General features: G+C 34.3%; 19 protein-coding genes and 1 tRNA gene. 5 read left to right on the top strand and 15 right to left on the bottom strand.

The window, feature by feature from the left end; genetic code table 11:
• Positions 1–10 precede the first annotated feature (10 nt).
• The 4 genes from ACOCEA_RS15790 to ACOCEA_RS15775 all read right to left on the bottom strand — a co-directional run bounded on the left by ACOCEA_RS15790 (position 11) and on the right by ACOCEA_RS15775 (position 3350).
• A complete protein-coding gene (locus tag ACOCEA_RS15790; protein WP_420757229.1) occupies positions 11–1246 on the bottom strand; it encodes a glycosyltransferase in 1236 nt (411 codons plus the stop codon).
• Positions 1247–1268: 22 nt separating this feature from the next.
• The gene (locus ACOCEA_RS15785) at positions 1269–2531 is read right to left on the bottom strand and encodes an MATE family efflux transporter (protein ID WP_420757228.1); all 1263 of its coding nucleotides are present in this window, start codon (positions 2529–2531) and stop codon (positions 1269–1271) included.
• Positions 2518–2820: an STAS domain-containing protein gene (locus ACOCEA_RS15780; RefSeq protein ID WP_420757227.1), complete on the bottom strand. Its 303-nt coding sequence runs from the start codon at positions 2818–2820 to the stop codon at positions 2518–2520. The genes ACOCEA_RS15785 and ACOCEA_RS15780 overlap by 14 nt, the downstream gene beginning before the upstream one ends.
• Positions 2821–3038: 218 nt before the next feature.
• Entirely contained in the window at positions 3039–3350 is a 312-nt protein-coding gene (locus tag ACOCEA_RS15775; protein ID WP_420757226.1) for an STAS domain-containing protein, read from the bottom strand.
• Positions 3351–3571: 221 nt separating this feature from the next.
• Here ACOCEA_RS15775 and ACOCEA_RS15770 point away from each other — a divergent pair, with 221 nt between their 5' ends.
• The gene (locus ACOCEA_RS15770; RefSeq protein WP_420757225.1) at positions 3572–5647 is read left to right on the top strand and encodes a tetratricopeptide repeat protein; all 2076 of its coding nucleotides are present in this window, start codon (positions 3572–3574) and stop codon (positions 5645–5647) included.
• Positions 5648–5748: 101 nt separating this feature from the next.
• Here ACOCEA_RS15770 and ACOCEA_RS15765 read toward each other — a convergent pair whose 3' ends face one another.
• The 11 genes from ACOCEA_RS15765 to ACOCEA_RS15715 form a co-directional block, all read right to left on the bottom strand.
• Positions 5749–6186: an NAD(P)H-binding protein gene (locus tag ACOCEA_RS15765; protein WP_420757259.1), complete on the bottom strand. Its 438-nt coding sequence runs from the start codon at positions 6184–6186 to the stop codon at positions 5749–5751.
• Positions 6187–6620: 434 nt separating this feature from the next.
• Complete coding sequence (locus ACOCEA_RS15760) at positions 6621–7331, bottom strand: LytR/AlgR family response regulator transcription factor (RefSeq protein WP_420757224.1); 711 nt, start codon at positions 7329–7331, stop codon at positions 6621–6623.
• Positions 7331–7651, bottom strand: a complete 321-nt coding sequence (locus tag ACOCEA_RS15755) for an Hpt domain-containing protein (protein WP_420757223.1) — start codon at positions 7649–7651, stop codon at positions 7331–7333. Before ACOCEA_RS15755 ends, ACOCEA_RS15760 begins: the two co-directional genes overlap by 1 nt.
• Before the next feature lies 1 nt (position 7652).
• Positions 7653–8711, bottom strand: a complete 1059-nt coding sequence (locus ACOCEA_RS15750; RefSeq protein ID WP_420757222.1) for a sensor histidine kinase — start codon at positions 8709–8711, stop codon at positions 7653–7655.
• Positions 8711–9838, bottom strand: a complete 1128-nt coding sequence (locus ACOCEA_RS15745; RefSeq protein WP_420757221.1) for an FIST signal transduction protein — start codon at positions 9836–9838, stop codon at positions 8711–8713. The genes ACOCEA_RS15750 and ACOCEA_RS15745 overlap by 1 nt, the downstream gene beginning before the upstream one ends.
• 5 nt (positions 9839–9843) lie before the next feature.
• Positions 9844–11826 (bottom strand): PAS domain-containing sensor histidine kinase, encoded by a 1983-nt coding sequence (locus tag ACOCEA_RS15740; RefSeq protein WP_420757220.1) that lies wholly within the window; start codon positions 11824–11826, stop codon positions 9844–9846.
• Positions 11819–12361, bottom strand: coding sequence for a heme NO-binding domain-containing protein (locus tag ACOCEA_RS15735; protein WP_420757219.1), 543 nt, complete (start codon positions 12359–12361; stop codon positions 11819–11821). Before ACOCEA_RS15735 ends, ACOCEA_RS15740 begins: the two co-directional genes overlap by 8 nt.
• Before the next feature lie 76 nt (positions 12362–12437).
• On the bottom strand, positions 12438–12839 hold the full coding sequence (locus ACOCEA_RS15730) for a response regulator (RefSeq protein WP_420757218.1): 402 nt from the start codon (positions 12837–12839) through the stop codon (positions 12438–12440).
• A 126-nt stretch (positions 12840–12965) separates the two neighbouring features.
• Positions 12966–14219, bottom strand: a complete 1254-nt coding sequence (locus ACOCEA_RS15725; protein WP_420757217.1) for an NAD(P)/FAD-dependent oxidoreductase — start codon at positions 14217–14219, stop codon at positions 12966–12968.
• Positions 14220–14242: 23 nt separating this feature from the next.
• On the bottom strand, positions 14243–15250 hold the full coding sequence (locus tag ACOCEA_RS15720) for a 4-hydroxyproline epimerase (protein WP_420757216.1): 1008 nt from the start codon (positions 15248–15250) through the stop codon (positions 14243–14245).
• A gap of 80 nt (positions 15251–15330) precedes the next feature.
• Positions 15331–16251 (bottom strand): dihydrodipicolinate synthase family protein, encoded by a 921-nt coding sequence (locus ACOCEA_RS15715; RefSeq protein ID WP_420757215.1) that lies wholly within the window; start codon positions 16249–16251, stop codon positions 15331–15333.
• Positions 16252–16383: 132 nt separating this feature from the next.
• Between ACOCEA_RS15715 and ACOCEA_RS15710 the strand changes: the two genes are divergently transcribed.
• The 4 genes from ACOCEA_RS15710 (at position 16384) to ACOCEA_RS15695 (ending at position 19907) form a co-directional block, all read left to right on the top strand.
• Positions 16384–17220 carry an AraC family transcriptional regulator gene (locus ACOCEA_RS15710; protein WP_420757214.1) on the top strand — a complete coding sequence of 279 codons (837 nt, stop codon included), beginning with the start codon at positions 16384–16386 and terminating at the stop codon, positions 17218–17220.
• Between the two features lie 118 nt (positions 17221–17338).
• Positions 17339–17422: transfer RNA gene (locus ACOCEA_RS15705), tRNA-Leu, on the top strand.
• Between the two features lie 108 nt (positions 17423–17530).
• Entirely contained in the window at positions 17531–18430 is a 900-nt protein-coding gene (locus tag ACOCEA_RS15700) for a MerR family transcriptional regulator (protein ID WP_420757213.1), read from the top strand.
• Between the two features lie 19 nt (positions 18431–18449).
• Entirely contained in the window at positions 18450–19907 is a 1458-nt protein-coding gene (locus ACOCEA_RS15695) for a phytoene desaturase family protein (protein WP_420757212.1), read from the top strand.
• Positions 19908–19912 lie beyond the last annotated feature (5 nt).

Raw genomic sequence — 19912 nt, 5'->3', positions numbered from 1 at the left:
CCAAACATTTTTAAACAGTTGTCTCTTCCTTTTCCATATACCGTTCGATATCCAATATTGAAAAATCTGAATTCTTTTGTTGAATTGCTATGAAGCAATCCAAGTACATTTTTGTTATGGTGGACATAGGTAAAGAACATGCTGCTCTATAATTTGCCTTAGACAACGCTATTCTATTGGCATCATCTGTTATAATTCGTTCAAGTGAATCCGCTAGACTATTTGCATTTTCTGGTTCAAAAAACTCACCCTTATAACCTTCATCCTCAATTAGGATTGCCAAATCACCTAAATTAGGTAACACAACTGCTTTTCCATAACTACCAGCTTGATGCAGTACCCCAGAACTACCTGTTGTAGAAGTATAAGGAAAAACACAAACGGCACTTTCTCCAAAAATTACAGGTACATCCTCTTCTGCAACGTAACCTGTGAAACGCAATTGATCTACATGGGAATATTTTTTAGCTACCCCATCCAAATAGCCAGGTGTATTTGGATTATCCGTACCTGCAATTACAATTTCTATATCTTCATTAGTACGCTTTCTTATAATTTCTACAGCATCAATTAAAACTTCTACCTTTTTATAAGTACCAAACTTACCAAAGGCCATAATTTGTTTTGGGCCTTCCGGTAGTTCATAACTAGGTTCTGGCGGTGTCTCAAAAGAACCGTGTGGTATTAAAACTACATTTTTTGCCTTATATTTCTTCTCCAAAATTCCAACATATTTGTTTATGGTAACTGCCACCACATCAGAGGACAAAACAAACTTTGTGAGTGTGGTTCCAATAAAATTATAAACCGATTGTAATACCCTATTCTGTGTGAACCCAGCATTGCCCAGATCTACTTGTTCCAAAATATTATGTAATAATGAAATGCAAGGAATCCCTTTTAACTTGCACACAAAAGGCAACAACAGCCCCAGTGCAGCAGGCACTTTTTTATCACCAAATTTTAAAAACTGCAGATTAAAAAGAACAGCATCCGGTTTGGTTTTATTTAATGTTTTATTAATCCGATAAATATTGGAATAACTATTAAAGTCCCAACTTTCCGCTACAGTAATTTTACACCCTGCTTCCTCAAACTTCAAATCCTTTTCACCTTTTGTGTGATCTGTTATTAAAATAATCTCATCTACCTCTGGCTGCAACCTAAAGTGTTTCACAAGATAGTATCCGTATTCTGTTAATGTCACCTTACTAGGTGGATATGCAGTTACAATTGCTAGTTTCATATTTTTATTATTTTGGTAAGAATTATTGATTTTTGATTTTGATATTTTTGGTTGAATTATTTTTGTAAACGAAATAGCCTAGTTGAAACAGTAACAAGATTGCCATGGCTATAATCTGTACTACAACAACTTGAGATAAATTTTCATGGAAAAGGGCTATTAAAGCTATCTGTGATATCCCTAAAATTCCAGATATAATAACAGGTACGTAGTGGTCAAGGGACAGGTAGTAATAGGCGAAAATATTAGAAATGGCAAATAAGGAGGTGGCCATAGCATACTTCCAAAGTAAATCTGAAATCGCCAGGTATTCACCACCGAACATTAATTGTACTATCATTTCTGGAAACAACCAGCATGCCGTTACTATGGTGGCAGATAGTGCCGTAATTATCAAAACATATTTAAAAAGAACAGGAGCAGTCGCCAATCCATCCTTTTTACGTTGTACTACGGTGGGCAGTAAAATCATTACAAACATCCAAGCTACGAAATAGACTACCCTGCCAATTAAAGCCAAAGAAGCATACAAACCGGCTTCAGTTGCTTCGAAATAATGCTTCACCATTAAAATATCACTGTTGTTTATTATAATTTGGGTACCTTCATAACAGGCGGTAAGTACAATAAATGTAGACACCATTTTATTGTTCTCAGCAGTTAAACGTGCAGTTTTATCAAACTTAAAATTATTTTTATCCGTGGGGAGCATACCAAAGAAAAAGGATATCAAAATACCCAAGGCAACCAATGTGGCAGGCTCATATGGTAGAGTCACCAGAAGTAATAAGGTAATACCTAACCTACTCCACATTTCTGTTTGATAGGTGGTAGACAATTTTGCAAATGCCATTTTACCTTGATAAATACCTCTATTTACGCTCATTACAAAATACAATGGAATACCTATGGCAAATACCATGAACATTGAGGATGTTGTTGTCTGAAACAGCTGTTGCAAATCTGATGCAAAAAAAAGCAATACTAACATTGCCAAAACACCAATTATAGTAGCCCCTTTGTACATATTATATCTAAAGCGGGACCATTGATCATTTTCAAAAAGAACGGCAAACTTAGCAGCGGCCAATTGAAATGTCATTCCTACAAAAGACAATACCAATAATAGGGTTACCAATAAGGCCGCTTCCGCAAAAACAGCGGGACCTAAGATTCTACCCAATAATAAATTATAGATATAGTTGCCTCCATTTACCAATAAAACACTTAACATAAATATTTGCTCTGGAGCAATTCTTTTCTGGATAAGTTTAAGGACGGTCATTGCTTAAAATATATTTAGTTTTAGTCTGGGTCATAATTTGTACTATACTATTGTTATCAAGTCCAAGAATTGACATGCGCACATTTTCCATTCTCGCTTTTTTATATAAAGATTCCAACATATAAGCACCACTTGCATCAATCTGTTTTACTTTATCAATATTTAATATCAAGCCTTTGCCGAACCACAATATTTTCTCAAGATGATTTTGTAAATCTTTAGTATTTGTGGAGTTAAGATTTCCAACTACTTTAATTATTCCATTTACTTCCTTAATCTCAGTTGCCATATTTTCGATATTTCTAAATAAAGATATTGATGACACTATAAAGGTTTTTTCTTAATAATATTGTAGGTACTTTCTTATTTTCGATAAAATACATATTTTGGTTTATTATTATCAGTTTTGATGTTGTTCCCTATTCTTAAAAGTTACGAGAACAAAATAATATTGCTTACAATAGTTGGTATACAAAGACTATCCAAATGTCAATCCAAAGTGGTAACTTAACTATGTTGGTATGCACTCTCACCTAAAATGTAGGAAGTACACATTTGGGTCATCACGTTATATACTATTTTGTTCTCTCTACCCACTATTAATAAGTTCAAATTTCTTCTCAGGGCGTTGGTGTACAATTTCTGTAAAACAATAGCGGAGGTATTATCCATTTGAACTAAACTGGTAAGATTAATAACTGCTTGTCTTCGGTGTAAAAAACAATCAGTAATTTTTTCTTGTAGCTGGGATATGTTTTGATTATTTAAATTTCCAAATACAGAAAACACACCATTTATTTCTTTAATTCTCAAATCCATATCTTGCTATTTTGGTTCAGATAATTATTATTCTTACGGCAAAAATGTTGTTTTAAAACTTTTTATAATGTCTATTAATGATGGTTAACAGATTACTGTAGATGAACTGCTTTTAAACTACTTCCAAATTCACTTTCACCAACATAACTTTACTAAAATTTAGAACCACCAATAATTTTAGAAACCTAGCGTTATCTATTTGTAGTAATTATCTTACTTAAATGAATAAATTTTTATTTTTAATCCTCCTTAGCACACAACTTCTGGTTTCCCAATCTACCATGGATGAAGGATTTGAACTTTTAGAAAACGGTGATTTTCAAGAGGCAGAAATGTTTTTTGAAGGCTATTTAAAGCATGATCCTAGCAATAAAACAGCTAAACTATGTTACGCCCGAGCTGTAGGCTTAAGTGGTGAACCTAAAAAAGCAACCCAATTATTCGCATCACTATTAGAGACATTTCCTGGAGACTTTGAGATTGCGATTAATTATAATGAATCCTACTTATGGGCTAAAGAATATGAAGAAGCAAAACCACTTTATGCCCAAATGGTAAAAGAATATCCAGAGAAGTTTGGTGCAATATTGGGCTATGCAAATACCTTGAGCAATCTAAAAGAATATGAGAACGCTTTAGATTGGATCGAAAAGGCTTTAGTTTTAGAACCTGATAACCATAGTGCAAAAACATCTAGAAAATACATGCGATTAGGTTATGCCAACACCTATGTTAACAATCAAGATTATATAACTGGCGAAAAGTTATTGCTTTCTATCTTTGAAGATTTTCCTGAAGATAAAGATGCTCTTTTAAACTTGGCCAATCTCTATTTAATTACAAAAGATACCGATAAGGCAAAATCAACTTACAAAAGGTTTGCTACCTCTCCAAAAGATTCTATTACCGCTTTAAATGGAATAGCCCTTGCAGAACATATTGATAAAAACGACAAAGGAGCTCTTGAGGTTACTATTACTGCCAAGAAAAAAGTAGCTAAGGTTAAAGATTTTGAACTGACTGAAAAAACATTAGATCGCCATATACAGGCATTGATTTGGAATAGAAAATTTATAGAGGCTAAAAAACAGATTAAGTCTCTAGAAAAATATTACAAGGATAGGAATTGGATCTACGCCCTAAAAGCAACACTAGGACTGTACACTGGAAATCCAAAAAAAAGTATTAAAAGTTACGATAATATTTTAAAAAATGACAGTACGTCTTTTGATGGAAACCTTGGCAAAGCCAATGCTTTGTTTGCTGCGGACCGCATTATACCTGCATATAGTTATGCTTTCAAAACCTTAAAATTTTATAACAATCAAAAAGATGCCCAAGGCTTTATTGAGAAGTTGAATCTTATGTATACCCCAACAATAGAAGAACATTTTGCATATACCTTTGATAATGGCAATAACATTGCCTTTGCTACCAACACAACAGCAAACATCCCGTTTTCCACAAAATTTCGAACCACTTTGTCCTATACCTACAGAACAACACAAAATACAGTGACCAATAACCAGGCGAAATCACATGTACTTATTGCGGGATTACATTATAAACTATTTCCTAAAGCCATATTAAAAACGGTACTCGGGTTAAACAATTCCAAGTTCATGACAGAATCATATGTACAGCCGGTTTTTGATATAAGATTGGCGTTACAACCTCTCAAATTACAAAATTTGGAACTTGGCTATCAAAGGGAAATTCAAAACTTTAATGCAGATTTAATTGGGTTGGAGATAGTACAGAATCATTATGGGTTAACCTATAATTTAGGCACTAATGTCAACTTTGGTTGGTACACCCAGCTTATGCATACTCAACAAAGTGATAACAATGTTAGAAATCTTCTGTTCACTTCTTTCTATTATACTGTTTTACAAAAACCTGCTCTTAAAATGGGGATAAACTATCAATACATAACATTTAATGATCAGGTACCCACTATATACTTTAGTCCAGAAAAATACCAGGCAATCGAGCTCTTTGCCGACCTAAGGGGTAAATTTTCTGAAAACACAACCTACATGGCGAGTGCGGCAACAGGTTATCAAAAAGTAGAAGAAGACCCAAACACGGTAATATTTAGGGCTGAAGCTGGAGTTCAATATCAATTCTCTAAACGTTTTAGTGGGAATTTTTACGGAAAATATAGTAACATTGCCTCTGCCACAGCTGCCGGTTTTGAGTTTACAGAAATTGGTATAAAACTAAAATGGCTTTTTCTTAGTAAACCATTATTTTTTGAGACAATGAAAAAGAAAGTTAATACTGGGGATTACTAGATCAGACCACTATTAGCGATTTGAAATCACCAGAACACCCTTAATAAATTCATTTTTTTTAATCACATTGATAATAAAAGTCGGTACACTTTTTCTTGCTATCAATAAACTGGGTTTAGGAATGCTATTACAACTGACCTTAAGCTCCTGTCCCTACCGAAATCTGTAAGTCCTACAGTTCTAATAATGGTCCAATCTAAAGAGGATATTAAAACTATTTCTTCTTGTCTTTCATGGTACTCATAAGCGACGCCAATATTACTGTTTTTTATCAACCATCTAAACCATAAAGGAATATCATTGCTAGTTTTTGATACACCCCAAGCGGAACATACCACTAATCGTTTAACACTGTGTTTCTTTGCTAATGGCACCACAACCTTTATTACTTGTGAAAGATAATTTTTAGGCGTTCTTATTTTGTGCCATATAAAATCTGAATTTCTAGATATGTTTAAAACACCTCTAACATAATCACAACCTTTTATGAATGTCTCTAAAACCAATTTATCAAACTCATTACCGTTAAAAATTGAAATGTTTTTATGTGTAGGTAATTACAATGTATTTCTGGATAAACAATTTATCTAGTACCCCTGTTCTATAGCCAACTATAACACCCATATTTGCCAGTCCTTAACGTTGTATCAGTAATAATATCATCATGTTAAATCTTAGTCCTTTGATTTTACCCTAAAAAGGAACATTATATTCCAAAAAATAACTCTAAAGTAAGACTCTGCTTTTTTTCAGTTTTAAAAATGACTAAAAACAAGAAGGCAACCTTACAGTGATTGTAAGATCGCCTCTCGTCAAAACCACTCCTAACCTAACCAAAAAAAAGAAGTGGTCCGCCATTGAACCAATCAATATTTGACCCAAAAATAGGGGCCTTTACCGTCTTGTATTTGGAATAATAGTTAAGTTTACGATTGGTATAGACCAATAGTTAATATGTGTAGATAAAGTGTTTTTACAATAAATTTAACCTGCGCATTAACTCAGGCCTACTAGATCTGCTGATAGGTAATACACTCTTTTCAATAAGTACACTATTATCCTCTATATCTATAATTTTTGTGAAATTTATGATGTATGATCTATGTATTTGTAAAAATGTCTTTTCTGGTAATTTCTCCTTTATTTTCTTTAAAGTGGTATGTACATGATATTTCCCTGTAATAGTAGTAATGTCTATATAATCCCCTTTGGCCTCGACAAAGAGTATATTCTTTAATTTAAGCTTTATAAGCCTACGATCAATATTTATATAAAGATCCTCATCATCTATGGACTCGTTTCCATTCTTAGATTCAACTTCCGCTTTTTTGGTTATAGCATTCTTTGTCTTTTGAATAGACTTTTCGAAACGTTCCAAAGTAATAGGCTTAACTATATAGTCTACTATAGATTCATATTCATATGCTTCTATAGCAAATTGAGTATCTGAAGTGGTAAGTACAATTTTAGGGGAGTTTTTTAAGGTCTTAACAAAATCTACACCACTAAAGCCTGGCATATGAATATCCAGGAAGACCACATCGGTTGTATGTTCATTTAAAAATTTAATAGCATCAATGGCATTATCAAACTGTTCTATTACATCTAGGCCATCTATTTTAGAACAAAGTTGATTTACAACGGCCCGGGCCGTAGCTTCATCATCTACTATTATACAATTCATTACGATATAGTTTTTAAATATCCCTCAATTATTATTAGTATCTCATTAAATTCGGGGTCTTTTTCCATGTTCTTTAACTTAAGTTCCTCTTCATAATCAACAGCTAAAGTATACGCTTGTGACATACTCAAGATATTAAATTTATGTTTAAGCTTATGGACGATTTGAACAGCGTCCTCATAGTTAATATCGGATATTGCTTTTTCGTAAGTCTTTTTTTCTTGCGGAAACTCTGTCACTAATATATTGATGAATTCTTTTTTAAAAGTTTCATCGTCACCGGATAGTTGTTCTATATAAGATATGTTTGGCTTGTCCACTTTATTCTTTTTTTAAGGTTATAAAAAAGGTGGTTCCCTCTCCCATCTTGGATTCTAACCATACATCACCATTCAACAAGCCTGTAATTTTCTTTACAAGAGCCAAGCCTACCCCAGCGGCATTGGTGCCATTTTCTAATTTACTGAACATTTCAAAAATTTTCACTCGATGCTTTTCTGGAATACCCTTCCCGTTATCTTTAACGGTAAATTTCCAAAATTCGTCTTCTTCAATAAAATCAATTTCAATCTTCGGGTTGTCAATATGCTCAGTTGCCGTAACGGCATTTTCAATAAGGTTTATAAATATTTGTTCGGCCCAAAGTTTTTGTATTGGTATAACAGGAAGATTGTTATTAATGTGCATGTTAACTTTTTCGGGGATTTCCAATTTATTAATGATATCCCCTATTAAAGCAGACGTATCAACATTGGAGCGTTTTTTGGTTTCCCGTTCTACCGTTGCATGTCTTAAAATGCCGGAAATAAGATTATCCATTCTTGATAAATTGTCTCCAACTAAAGCACAATTGGCCTTACTACTTTCAGAAAAATTACATTTTTCCTCTTCCAAAATCCATGACATCAACGCATGTATATTACGTAAAGGTGTTTTTAGGTCATGGGAAACCATATGAATATAATTGTTCAACGATTCATTTTGAGCTTCCAAATCTTTTAATAAGATACTTTTCTCATCGGTTATCCTAGTTACATCGGAAGCTAAATTTTTAATATGGAAAGCCAATTTTTCAACGTCAACAGGTAATACTTCAGCATCTTTCATTATACCTTCCTCTAAATTTGAGTTTAAGCTCTTTACTGCCTCCTCTAGTGATGAAAGTACCTTTTTTTGCCTTTGTGCTTCAGCTTCCAATTCTCTATTGGCATTATACAACTCGTCGGAGCTGATCTTTGTTGCTCTTTGAATCATTGTTAACTTGTCATCATAATTTCTGTATGACTTGCCCACGGCTTCCAAGAATTGGTCCATTTCTGGACTATCCTTTAGGTGTTCAGGTAAATACTTTCGTATTTGTCTATCTAATAGTGATGACATTATTCGCTAAATAAAGTTAAGGTCATAGTTTGATTGTGTAATTTACAATTTCCCATCCCAGCAAATGGTGCCATTTCACCATAGGAGTAAAAACCTGAAATTTTGGTGTTCTCACCTACAATGGAAATAACTTCTTCCAATTCTTCCTCTGTTCTTTGGTCCATTACCAATTTTCTGCCAACGCAACTCACCAATAATGCAAGCTGTGGATTATTAACCCTATTTTCCATAGCAAGTTCTGCTGCAGTCCTGGCCCCATTTGCTATATCATCTATAGTGGACATCATGAGTTGCACCCTTGATCCCTCTGGTACATCGCCTGCTAAAACCATGGAATTATCTTTTTCATTGATATTTAAGATGGTCCTTACCAATGGCTCTTCATTTTCCTTACGAACACTTAACGGGTACAGTAATGCAGATTTAGGTAATTCATCTGCTTTGTCACCCAAATATTTTTTATATAAATCCAACGCCGGTTTCCCATCTAATTCATAAAGAATATTATTCTCCGACTTGGTAATTCTTCTTTCTGGCCCAAAGGATGTCCAACCACCATAATTTGCACTGGTTACCTCTAAACTATCACCGTAAAATGCTATAGCTACTATCTCACCCTCCTTTGGGTTTTCATTATAAGATGCCAATGTTTTTTCAAAACGGGCGTCATCACCACATAAACCTCCAGAAAGGCCTATTTCTTTGGCCATATTTTTCTCTAGGCCTTTAATTAAAGCACTGCCATTTACCGTGCTCCCCTCAGAAACTATAAAGAAATACTGTAAATTATCCTTTGGAAACCCATTAAATAAATCTTCGCCTAGATTATAATCATTGTGATTAAAATCCTTTACATTTTTAGTCTTGACTTCAAATTTACTTTTTTCAAATTCTATGGCCGTAAGTACAACTGAGTTTTCATAAACCACATCCTGCATAATTTCTCCAGAAGTGGAACCAAATACAATATGCCCTGTTGGAAATAAAGATCTGACTTCTTCATAAATAGATACATCCTCCAATAAATACCTGTTCCCAAATACCAAAACTAATGGATTTTCCAAAGACATCTTATTATCTAGCGTAAATGGTTGACCTAATTTTTTAATTCCTTGAGCTACTTTCATATTATTTATTTAAATGAGCAGATTTCCTTGTTTAAAGTGAACTGGAATTCCGTTCCCTCCCCTACTATACTATCTACCCAGACTTCACCTCCATATCGATCAACTATTTTCTTGACTATAGACAGCCCAATACCTGTTGATCTTTCCTTGTTACCAATAGATTGAAATATTTCAAATATTTTCTTGTGATATTCTTTAGGTATACCAACGCCATTGTCCTTAATATTAAAAATATAATGAGTGGTTGTTTCTTTACACAATACCTCAACCAGTCCTTTTTCTTTCTCTATGTGTACTACGGCATTACCAATAATATTCTGGAACAGTTGTCGCAATTTAGTACGGTCTGCCTGTAAAACAGGTAATTTCTCTGGAATACTTAAAGTAACGTTATTAGGTATATAGATAGTTTCCCCAACTTCGGCCACTACCTCATTCAGATCTACTTTTTTAGAGTCCAGTTCCGAACTATTGGCTGTAGAATATTCTAAAATTCCATGAATCAGCTTATCCATAGACGCAATTTTCTCTTGCATTAGCTGCAAGTTATGCTGCCCTCCTTCATCCAAAACATCTTTATAATCTTCCTGCATCCAAGTTGCCAGTGCACTAATACTTCTTAAGGGGGATTTTAAATCATGGGAAACAATATGGGCATATTCTTGTAAGCCCTTATTACTATTCTCTAGTTCCTTAACCAAGTGTTCTTTCTGTAATTCTAATTTCTTTTGATTGGTAATGTCCAAATGTATTCCTATGGAACCACTAACCTTATTATGAATGTCATAAATAGGCGCACCACTTAATAGCCAATGTTTTTTAGCCCCTGTTTTATCAAATACCTCAATTTCAAAAGAATTTAATTTACCTTTTTCTTTTAAAGCTAATTTTTCTTTCACAATATTTTTATCCTTTAGTCTAAGAAAATCGGTAGCTTTTTTTCCTATTAATTCATGCTCTTGATAACCGCTCATGTTGCAAAAACTTTGGTTAACAAGTAGGATATTACCATTTAAATCTGCCTCGATCAAACCTAGGTTCATATTGGCAATGATACGGCTATATTTTTCCCTTTCTGACCTTAATCTTTCCTCTGCTTGCAGTTGCTTGGTAATATCCTCTACCATGGCCACGTGATATTCTGTTTTACCGTGATCATTGTTTACAGCACTTACCGAAACCTTTATATTTACTTTTGAACCATCTTTTTTCAGATATTTTTTAACAAGAGAAAACTTATTCAATTTACCATTGTTCATTTTCTGCATTAATTGTTCACTCTCCTCGTAATACTCCGGTACAGTAATGTCCTTGATGGTCAACGATGTTAAATCCTCAATGTTATGGCCTAACAAATTAGCCATAGTCCTATTGGCTTTAAGGATTTTACCATTTTTGGTGAGCATTATACCTAAGGGGGAATTATTTATAATGATATCCAACTGTTTACGTTGTTCCGAAAGCAATTCTTTTACTTCCATTTCATTAGTAACGTCTCTAACTATACCTTGGGCTCCAATAGGTTTTCCTTCTTTATTATATATTAGGCTACTATTAATCTGAACCCACTTTTCCGAACCATCTTTAATGATAATTTTGGCTCTATAATTTTTCAGCAATCCGACCTCTAAAAGGGATTTCATTGATTCGGCCGTATACTGTGCAAAGTCTTTGTGAACTAATTGTGTTAGGTTTATTACTTCTTTACTATTGTCATAACCCAAAAATTCCTTGGCAGATATGTTCATGTTAATGACATTAAACTTGAGGTCCATTACTACGTAAGGATCAATAATGTTTGCAAAAACACCTTCTAGCTCAGAGGTCTTATCATTTAACAAGTTTTCTAATCTACCATTGGTTTCCCTTAAATGTCTCGTAACATCATACAACTCCTTTGATTTTTCCTCCAGTATCCTCTCTGCCTGAAATCTTGCCTTTTTCTGACGCTCCAAGGCTTTTTTAAGAAGCGCTATTTCGCTATCCATTCTGGACAATATTAAATTTCACTTGTGTACCATCTTCTTTTAAAAGTTCATAGGACACTTGTGCCGAAGCATTAAAATGTTCAAAAGTCTTTTCTATTAGCCCATGAGCCAATCTGTATAGACCTCTAGAAGAGGAATATATCATAGTTAAGGAAGTATCCGTTTTATCCAAAATCCTAAAGGTAGGAAGTTCCGCTTCTGGGTATATTTTTTTTACATGTACATGTATATGGTCCTCAATCGAATATAAGAGCCCAAGTGGTGAGTTGTAATTGGCAATAACTTCTGGATGGGCTTTTCCTAATCCGGAAAAAAGATAATGACCAAAGGCATAAATTAAATCTCCAGGAGGGATATTGGTCTCTTTGTTCAATTGGGTAATAAGACTGATCATCTCATTAAAACTATAGGTACCTATAGAAGTGTAGATACCCTCAGATGGTAAATCTGATTTTTCAATAATGTCATCCGCGGTTTGTAAGCCGAATTTGGCCTCAACCATTTCTAAAAATTCTGTAAAAACAATACCTTTCATTATACCTATTTAGAAATTCAAAAGTAAGAAAAGTATTACCTAAGGTAAAATATTTGTTGTGAAATGGCTTTTTTTGTTAGCCTTTCACCAATTCGTTGATGTCCCAGTATTCTAAAACCTTTTTTATCTTGGATTCGTAGTCTTCATATTTAAGAGGTTTTATGACATATCCGGCAACTCCTGTTTTATAACACTTTAACAAATCTGCCCTATTTTCTGAAGTGGTAAGAATAACCGTAGGTAAGTATTTAAAAACATCGTCATCCCTTAAAATTTCCAAAAATTCAATACCACTCATTCTGGGCATATTCAAATCTAAAAGAATAATATTTGGCAATTTTTCCCCAGTCTTTAAAATTTCCAATGCCTCTTCACCATTAGTAGCCTTAACAATAGTATGTTTCGTTTCTAATTTGGATAAGGTCCGTTCTAATTTCATGACCTCAATAGCATCATCTTCAATTAATAAAATATCCATGTGTGTTTAAGTTTAAGAATTAAAAGTCTACTATTTATTCTATTTAAATTTTTATTCATTGACGAATGACGGTTTACTGTAGACGAACGGTAATTTTATACCGTTTAGTAAATTTATCAATTACCCTTATTTGAACTTGCGATGGGGATTAAATGCAGAGACATCCATGCTTGCCTTTTTACCGCTACTAATCTCGGCAACCAACTTTCCTGTTGCGGGTCCAAGGCTCCAGCCCATCATGGCATGCCCAGTGGCAAAAATGAGATTACCAAAATTTTTGGATTTACCTAGGTAAGGCAACCCATCTGGTGTAACTGGTCTCAAACCAGTCTTCACATTTTTTATTTCATCATTGGTAATCTTTACTTCCGGATAAAATGAGGAAACACCATTCGCTATTGCCAAAACGCGTTCTTTTCTAATGACATTATTTATACCGGAAAATTCCATTGTACCTGCAAAACGGGTGAAACCACTCATTGGGGTTACGGCAATTTTAGATTCCATAAGTATGGCTGGCATAGTAATTCCCGTATTTCTATACACATTAATGCTATAACCTTTTCCTGCCTGTAAAGGTAGGTTTATTTTTAGTTTTTTAGATAGGCTTGCACTCCAGGAACCAGCAGCCAATATAACCTCGTCCGGTTGATAACTGTTTTTTGAGGTAATAACTTCAACAACTTTATTTCCCTTAGCAATTACATCAACTACCTCTTCATTAATTTTTACGCCAACACCTACCTTTTTTAAATATTCCAACATTTTAGGCATAAACTCAGTTGGTGTTGTATGGCTATCGCATTCATAATGTATGGCACCTTCGGCGGCTATTTTTATATTTGGCTCTTTTACCAATAAATCTTGTTTGTCCAATTCAGAAACCTCTAACCCCAAAACACTGGCTTTTTCTGCAACTTCTTTTTCATGCTGGTAACTTTCCTGTGTCTTGTAAAGCATAAGAAGACCTTTCCTCTCTAATTGAAAACTTCCCAATTCAGCTGAATTTAAAATATCGGAAAACAGATCTTGACTTAATAAATTAATATCCTTTATAATAGGTATCGCTCTTTCTACCTTTTCAATTGTTGATGATTTATGAAAATACCACGACCATTTAAAAAATTCATAGTCCAATCTAGGCTTCATGTAAAAGGGACTTGAAGAATTGAACATCATTCCAATGCCCTTAGCAATCATCCCAGGTGATGCTAGTGGTATAATATGGCTAGGCGTAATGTACCCTGCATTTACAAAAGAAGCTCCCGAAGTAATATCACCTTTGTCTAAAATAGTAACTTGATGTCCTTCCTTTTGAAGAAAATAAGCAGAACAAAGCCCTACAATTCCTCCTCCAATGATAACAATTTCCTTTCCCATATATAAGCAGTTGACTACTAAACCTAAATTACTTGAAATCCCTTTGAATATGGGTCGTCATCATCAATAATAATGGTATTATAACCATAAATTCTTGCCCAGCCTTTGATACTAGGTATTATTGCTGGCTTTCCATAAAAATTCACCTTGCTCTCTACCTTACCAATAAACTGTGATCCTATATAACTTTCATGAACAAACTCATCACCTACCCCTAGTTTACCTTTTGCGAACCACTGTGCCATACGGGCAGAGGTACCTGTACCACAAGGAGAACGATCTATAGCTTTGTCACCATAGAAAACCGCGTTCCTGGCTGTTGCATTCTTTGAAATTGTCTCTCCAGTCCATAGCATGTGGCTCACTCCATTTATGGTTTCATCTTCTGGATGAATAAATTCATCAGGATATTTTTGGTTAATGGACAATCGAATTTCTTGACTTAATTGCACCAACTTTCCAGCAGTATAATTTTCCAAGCCATGAAAATTCTCCTGCGGATCTATGATAGCATAAAAATTTCCTCCATAAGACACATCAAAATGGATTGTACCCAACTCAGTAGATTCAATATTTAAATTTTCTGCGGCTAAATAAGAGGTTACATTTACCAGTTTCACCCAATCTACCTTACCGCCCGTCTTTTGATATTTGATTTTAACCAAGCCTGCAGGAGTTTCCATTCTTAACTCGCCGGGAATTTTAGGTACTAGCAGTCCTTCTTCTATTCCAATAGTAATGGCACCAATAGTACCATGGCCGCACATGGGCAAACAACCACTAGTCTCAATAAATAAAATACCAAAATCATTTTCTGGATAACAGGGTGGGTAGAATATACTACCACTCATCATATCATGGCCCCTAGGCTCAAACATTAGGCCGGTCCGTATCCAGTCATATTCCATTAAAAAATGTTGGCGCTTTTCACTCATAGTGGCGCCAATTAATGCTGGACCACCCTCTTTTATAACCCTGACTGGGTTTCCACAAGTGTGGGCATCAATACAAACAAAAGTTTTCTTGTTCATTTTCACTTGAATAGTGCTATCAAACATAAAATGGCAATCAATTCTGAGGTACTCGTTTATAGTTTAAATAAAAAGATGGACTAATTATTTAATCCTTTATAGTCAGGTAACGTTGGTCTATTCGCCATTCCTATCTCAATAATTTTGGCTACACGTTCCCTTTCTGCCCCTTGCAACGGTAATCTTGGTGCACGCACATATTCCGTTCCAATACCCGTTGCTACCTCTGCCATTTTAATATTTTGTACTAATTGTGGACTAATATCCAATTCCAAAAGAGGCAAAAACCATCTATAAATGCGTAAGGCTTCATGAATTTTACCAGCTTTTGCCAATTCATATATAGCACAGGTTTCAGCAGGAAAAGCACATACCAATCCAGCAACCCAGCCATCGGCGCCCATTAACAGGCTCTCTAAACCTAATGTATCTACACCGGTAAGTACTTTGAGTCGGTCGCCAAACCTATTTTTTATTCTAGTTATATTTGAAATATCCCTAGTAGATTCCTTCACTGCCTGAATATTATCACAATCCAATAATTCTTCTAACATATCCAACGTTACCATAATACCATAATCTATTGGATTATTATATAACATAATGGGCAAATCTGTACTATTGGCAACCGCCTTAAAATAGGTGACGGTTTCAAAATCATTGGCCTTATAACGCATTGGGGGTAACATCATTAAACCTTTGGCCCCACAGTCCATCGCAATCGCCGCTGCCTCAATTGCATCTTTGGTTGTTTGTTCGGCAATATTAATAATTACAGGTACTGTACCCCCAACTAGTTTTACCGTTTCCCTAATTAATATTTGTTTTTCTTTCTGGGTAAGTGTGCTTGCCTCACCAAGTGTGCCACCTAAAATTATCCCACTAACACCAGCATCTAATTGGGCTTTTATGTTTACGGCGAACATAGCCATATCCAAAATGTCCTCCTTGGTGAATTTAGTAGTTACTGCAGGCATTACACCCTTCCAATCTATATGCATTCTTTTCTATTTTGATAGTATTCAAATTTATTCAATTTTAAGCCCCGATACTTACACCATATTACCTCTATTTGACACTATATTACCTCAATTAATATATATGATTTACATTTATTGATAATTTTGATTCAAATGAAAGTTTATCCTTTTAAAATTCCCAAACCATTAGAAAACCAATTGGTTGTTCAAGAAGATGTTCTAACAACCTTTTACAATAAATTGCACCAACATAAAGAGATACAAATAAGCCTCATAGTAAAGGGGCAGGGAAAATTATTGGCCGGTGACGGAATTCATTACTTTACAAGTGGAGACATCTTTGTACTAGGTGGTAATTTGCCCCATATGTTTCAAAGCAGCCCTCATTTTATAGAGTCCCATATGATTTCTCTCTTTTTTACGAAAAACACCTTTGGAAAAATATTTTTTGATTTACCAGATTTAACTGAATTAAAATCTTTTTTTTCATCATCCGAAACTGGTTTTAAGGTACTTTCAAACCAAATCAAAATAGCAAATAAAATTCAAGGGTTGGCACAAACAAATAACACAAAACGTTTTGTATTGTTTTTAGAATTACTTGTGCTCCTTAACCAAGTCAGAAAGGAAACCCTTGCAAAATTCATTTATTCAAAAACGTTAAGCTCCCAAGAAGGGGAGCGATTGCGCACTGTTGTAGATTTTGTCATTAAAAACTTCCACGCAGAAATTCAGTTACAACAAATAGCTAAAATGGCCTATATGACCCCAACCGCCTTTTGCAGGTTTTTTAAACAACGTACCAACAAAACCTTTTTCCAATTTTTAATAGCCATTAGAATTCAACATGCAAGCCAGTTGCTGGTAACTAAAAAAGACCTCTCAGTTAGTGAAATAGCCAATCTTTCTGGATTTAACTCGAGCACCAATTTTAATAAAAAATTTAAATTGATCAAAGGTGTTAGCCCCACAATATATCGAAATCAATAACTCCAAAAAAATACAAATCTCTGTTTGCAAATAATTTAAAAATGTAACCTTCACAAATCCGTTGAATACCTTTTTATTTGAGATATAGCTTTCTATATTTGTATCCTACTAATAAAATGCCCACGTGGTGAAATTGGTAGACACGCTACCTTGAGGGGGTAGTGTTCGTAAGGACGTGCTAGTTCGAATCTAGTCGTGGGCACAATGGCCGGGTTATCACCCGGCTTTTTCATTTTATGAATTTTAACGTTGAATTATAAAAAAGTTAATTGTTTTAATTGTAGATTTGTTTAACGATTTTACAGAATATATGAACAATGTAAAAAAGAATTTTAGCATTCGTGACCTTGAAAACCTATCTGGAATAAAAGCACATACCATTAGAATTTGGGAAAAACGCTATAATCTACTAACTCCAGAACGTACAGACACTAATATTAGAACCTATGGCCTAGCCAGCTTACAAAAACTCCTTAACATTACCTTGTTATACCACAATGGTTATAAAATTTCCAAAATTGCTAAAATTCCAGAATCTAATATTCCATTGGTTGTAAGGGAAATAGTCTCTAAAAAAAGTAACAAGGACCATGTTATTAATGCCTTTAAATTGGCGATGGTAAATTTTGACCAAACCATCTTTTTTAACACCTACAATGCACTTATTGCTGAAAAATCGTTCCGGGAAATTTTTAAGGAAACATTTATTCCCCTTTTAAACGAGATAGGTCTGTTATGGCAAACAGATACAATAAGTCCTGCGCATGAACATTTTATAACTGGATTGATAAAGCAAAAGATTCTCATTAATACCGAAAAGTTACAAAACTTAAAACCTACCAAAACAGATAAGGTTTTTGTTACTTACCTTCCAGAAAACGAAATACATGAAATTGGATTATTGTACCTAAACTATGAGATAGTACTCAGAGGTTATCAATGCATTTATTTAGGACAAACCATACCCATGGAAAACTTAATGGATGTGATGAAATATTTTAACAATATTCATTTCTTATCCTATTTTACGGTAGTTCCAGAAAAGGACAAAATTAATAAATATGTTGAGGATTTTAAGAATTTGGTAAGTGAATATAACAATCCTAATTTATGGATTCTTGGTAGACAAATTCAATATATAGATGAGAGTAAATTACCCAATTTCATAAAAACGTTTACTTCTATAGAACAAGTTATTAGTAAACTTTAGCCAACAAATAACGCTATACATGGGCAAAAAAATCATTATTATAGGTTCTGGGTTTTCTTCACTGTCCGCTTCATGTTATTTGGCTAAAGCAGGATTTGAAGTAAGTATTTTTGAAAAAAACGAATCTATTGGCGGCAGGGCTTCCCAATTTAAAAAAGAGGGCTTTACCTTTGATATGGGTCCAAGTTGGTATTGGATGCCGGATATATTTGATAAGTTTTTTGCCGATTTTGATAAAAAAGCCTCAGACTACTATCACTTAGACAAGTTAAGTCCTGCCTATAAAATTTTCTTTTCAGACGATATTATAACCATAGGTGACACCATGGACAAAATATGTTCTGAGTTTGAACGAATAGAAGAAGGTAGTTCTAAGGAATTACGAAAGTTTATAGCTATTGCCCAAGAAAATTATGATATTGCCATCAATAAAATAGTGCTAAGACCAGGCTTATCCCCTTTAGAACTTGTAACCAAAGAGACTGTTTTAAGAGTTGACCAATTTTTTAAAACCATTAGTTCAGAGGTTAGAAAACGTTTTAAAAACCCAAAACTTATATCTACTTTAGAATTCCCTGTGCTTTTTCTCGGTGCAAAACCTAGCAAAACACCCTCTTTCTATAGCTTTATGAATTTTGCAGATTTTGGTTTGGGCACTTGGCATCCCAAAGGTGGTATGTATGAAATTATTAGGGCTATGGGTGATCTAGCCCAAGAACTAGGTGTAAAGATCCACACGAATAAGACGGTAGATAAAATTCTAGTTGAAAACGGCATCAGTAATGGAATACAAGTAGAAGGTGAAAATTATATGGGTAACGTTGTTCTAAGTGGGGCAGATTACCATCATTCAGAAAATTTGCTGGAACCTAAATATAGGCAATACAGCGAAAGCTATTGGAACAAGAAAACATTTGCTCCATCCTCATTACTGTTTTATATAGGTATCGATAAAAAATTACAAAATATAGAACACCATAATCTTTTCTTTGATACAGATTTTGAGCTGCATGCACAAGAAATATATGATACTCCTAAGTGGCCATCCAATCCTTTGTTCTACGCCAACTTTCCATCGGTAACAGATACCAGTATGGCGCCAAGTAATTGTGAAACCGCATTCTTTTTAGTTCCGATTGCTCCAGGCTTAGAAGACTCTTCAACCCTTAGGGAACATTATTTTAAAGTGGTCATGGATAGATTTGAGACAAGGACTGGCCAAAACATCCGGAATAATATTATCTTAAAGGAATCTTTCTGCGTAAATGATTTTATAGGTCGATATAATTCGTATAAAGGAAATGCTTATGGAATGGCCAACACACTAACACAAACTGCATTCCTTAGGCCTAAACTAAAAAGTTCAAAAGTGAGAAATTTATTTTTCACCGGACAATTAACCGTTCCAGGGCCTGGAGTACCGCCAGCATTGATTTCTGGAAAATTAGTTTCTGAATTAATTGAAAAAGAAAATTAAATTAC

This window comes from Maribacter luteocoastalis (assembly GCF_048890225.1).
In the GTDB taxonomy this organism is placed as follows: Bacteria; Bacteroidota; Bacteroidia; order Flavobacteriales; family Flavobacteriaceae; genus Maribacter; species Maribacter luteocoastalis.
Note: the sequence above shows the minus strand (reverse complement) of the source record. Positions and strands in the feature narration are given on the sequence as shown.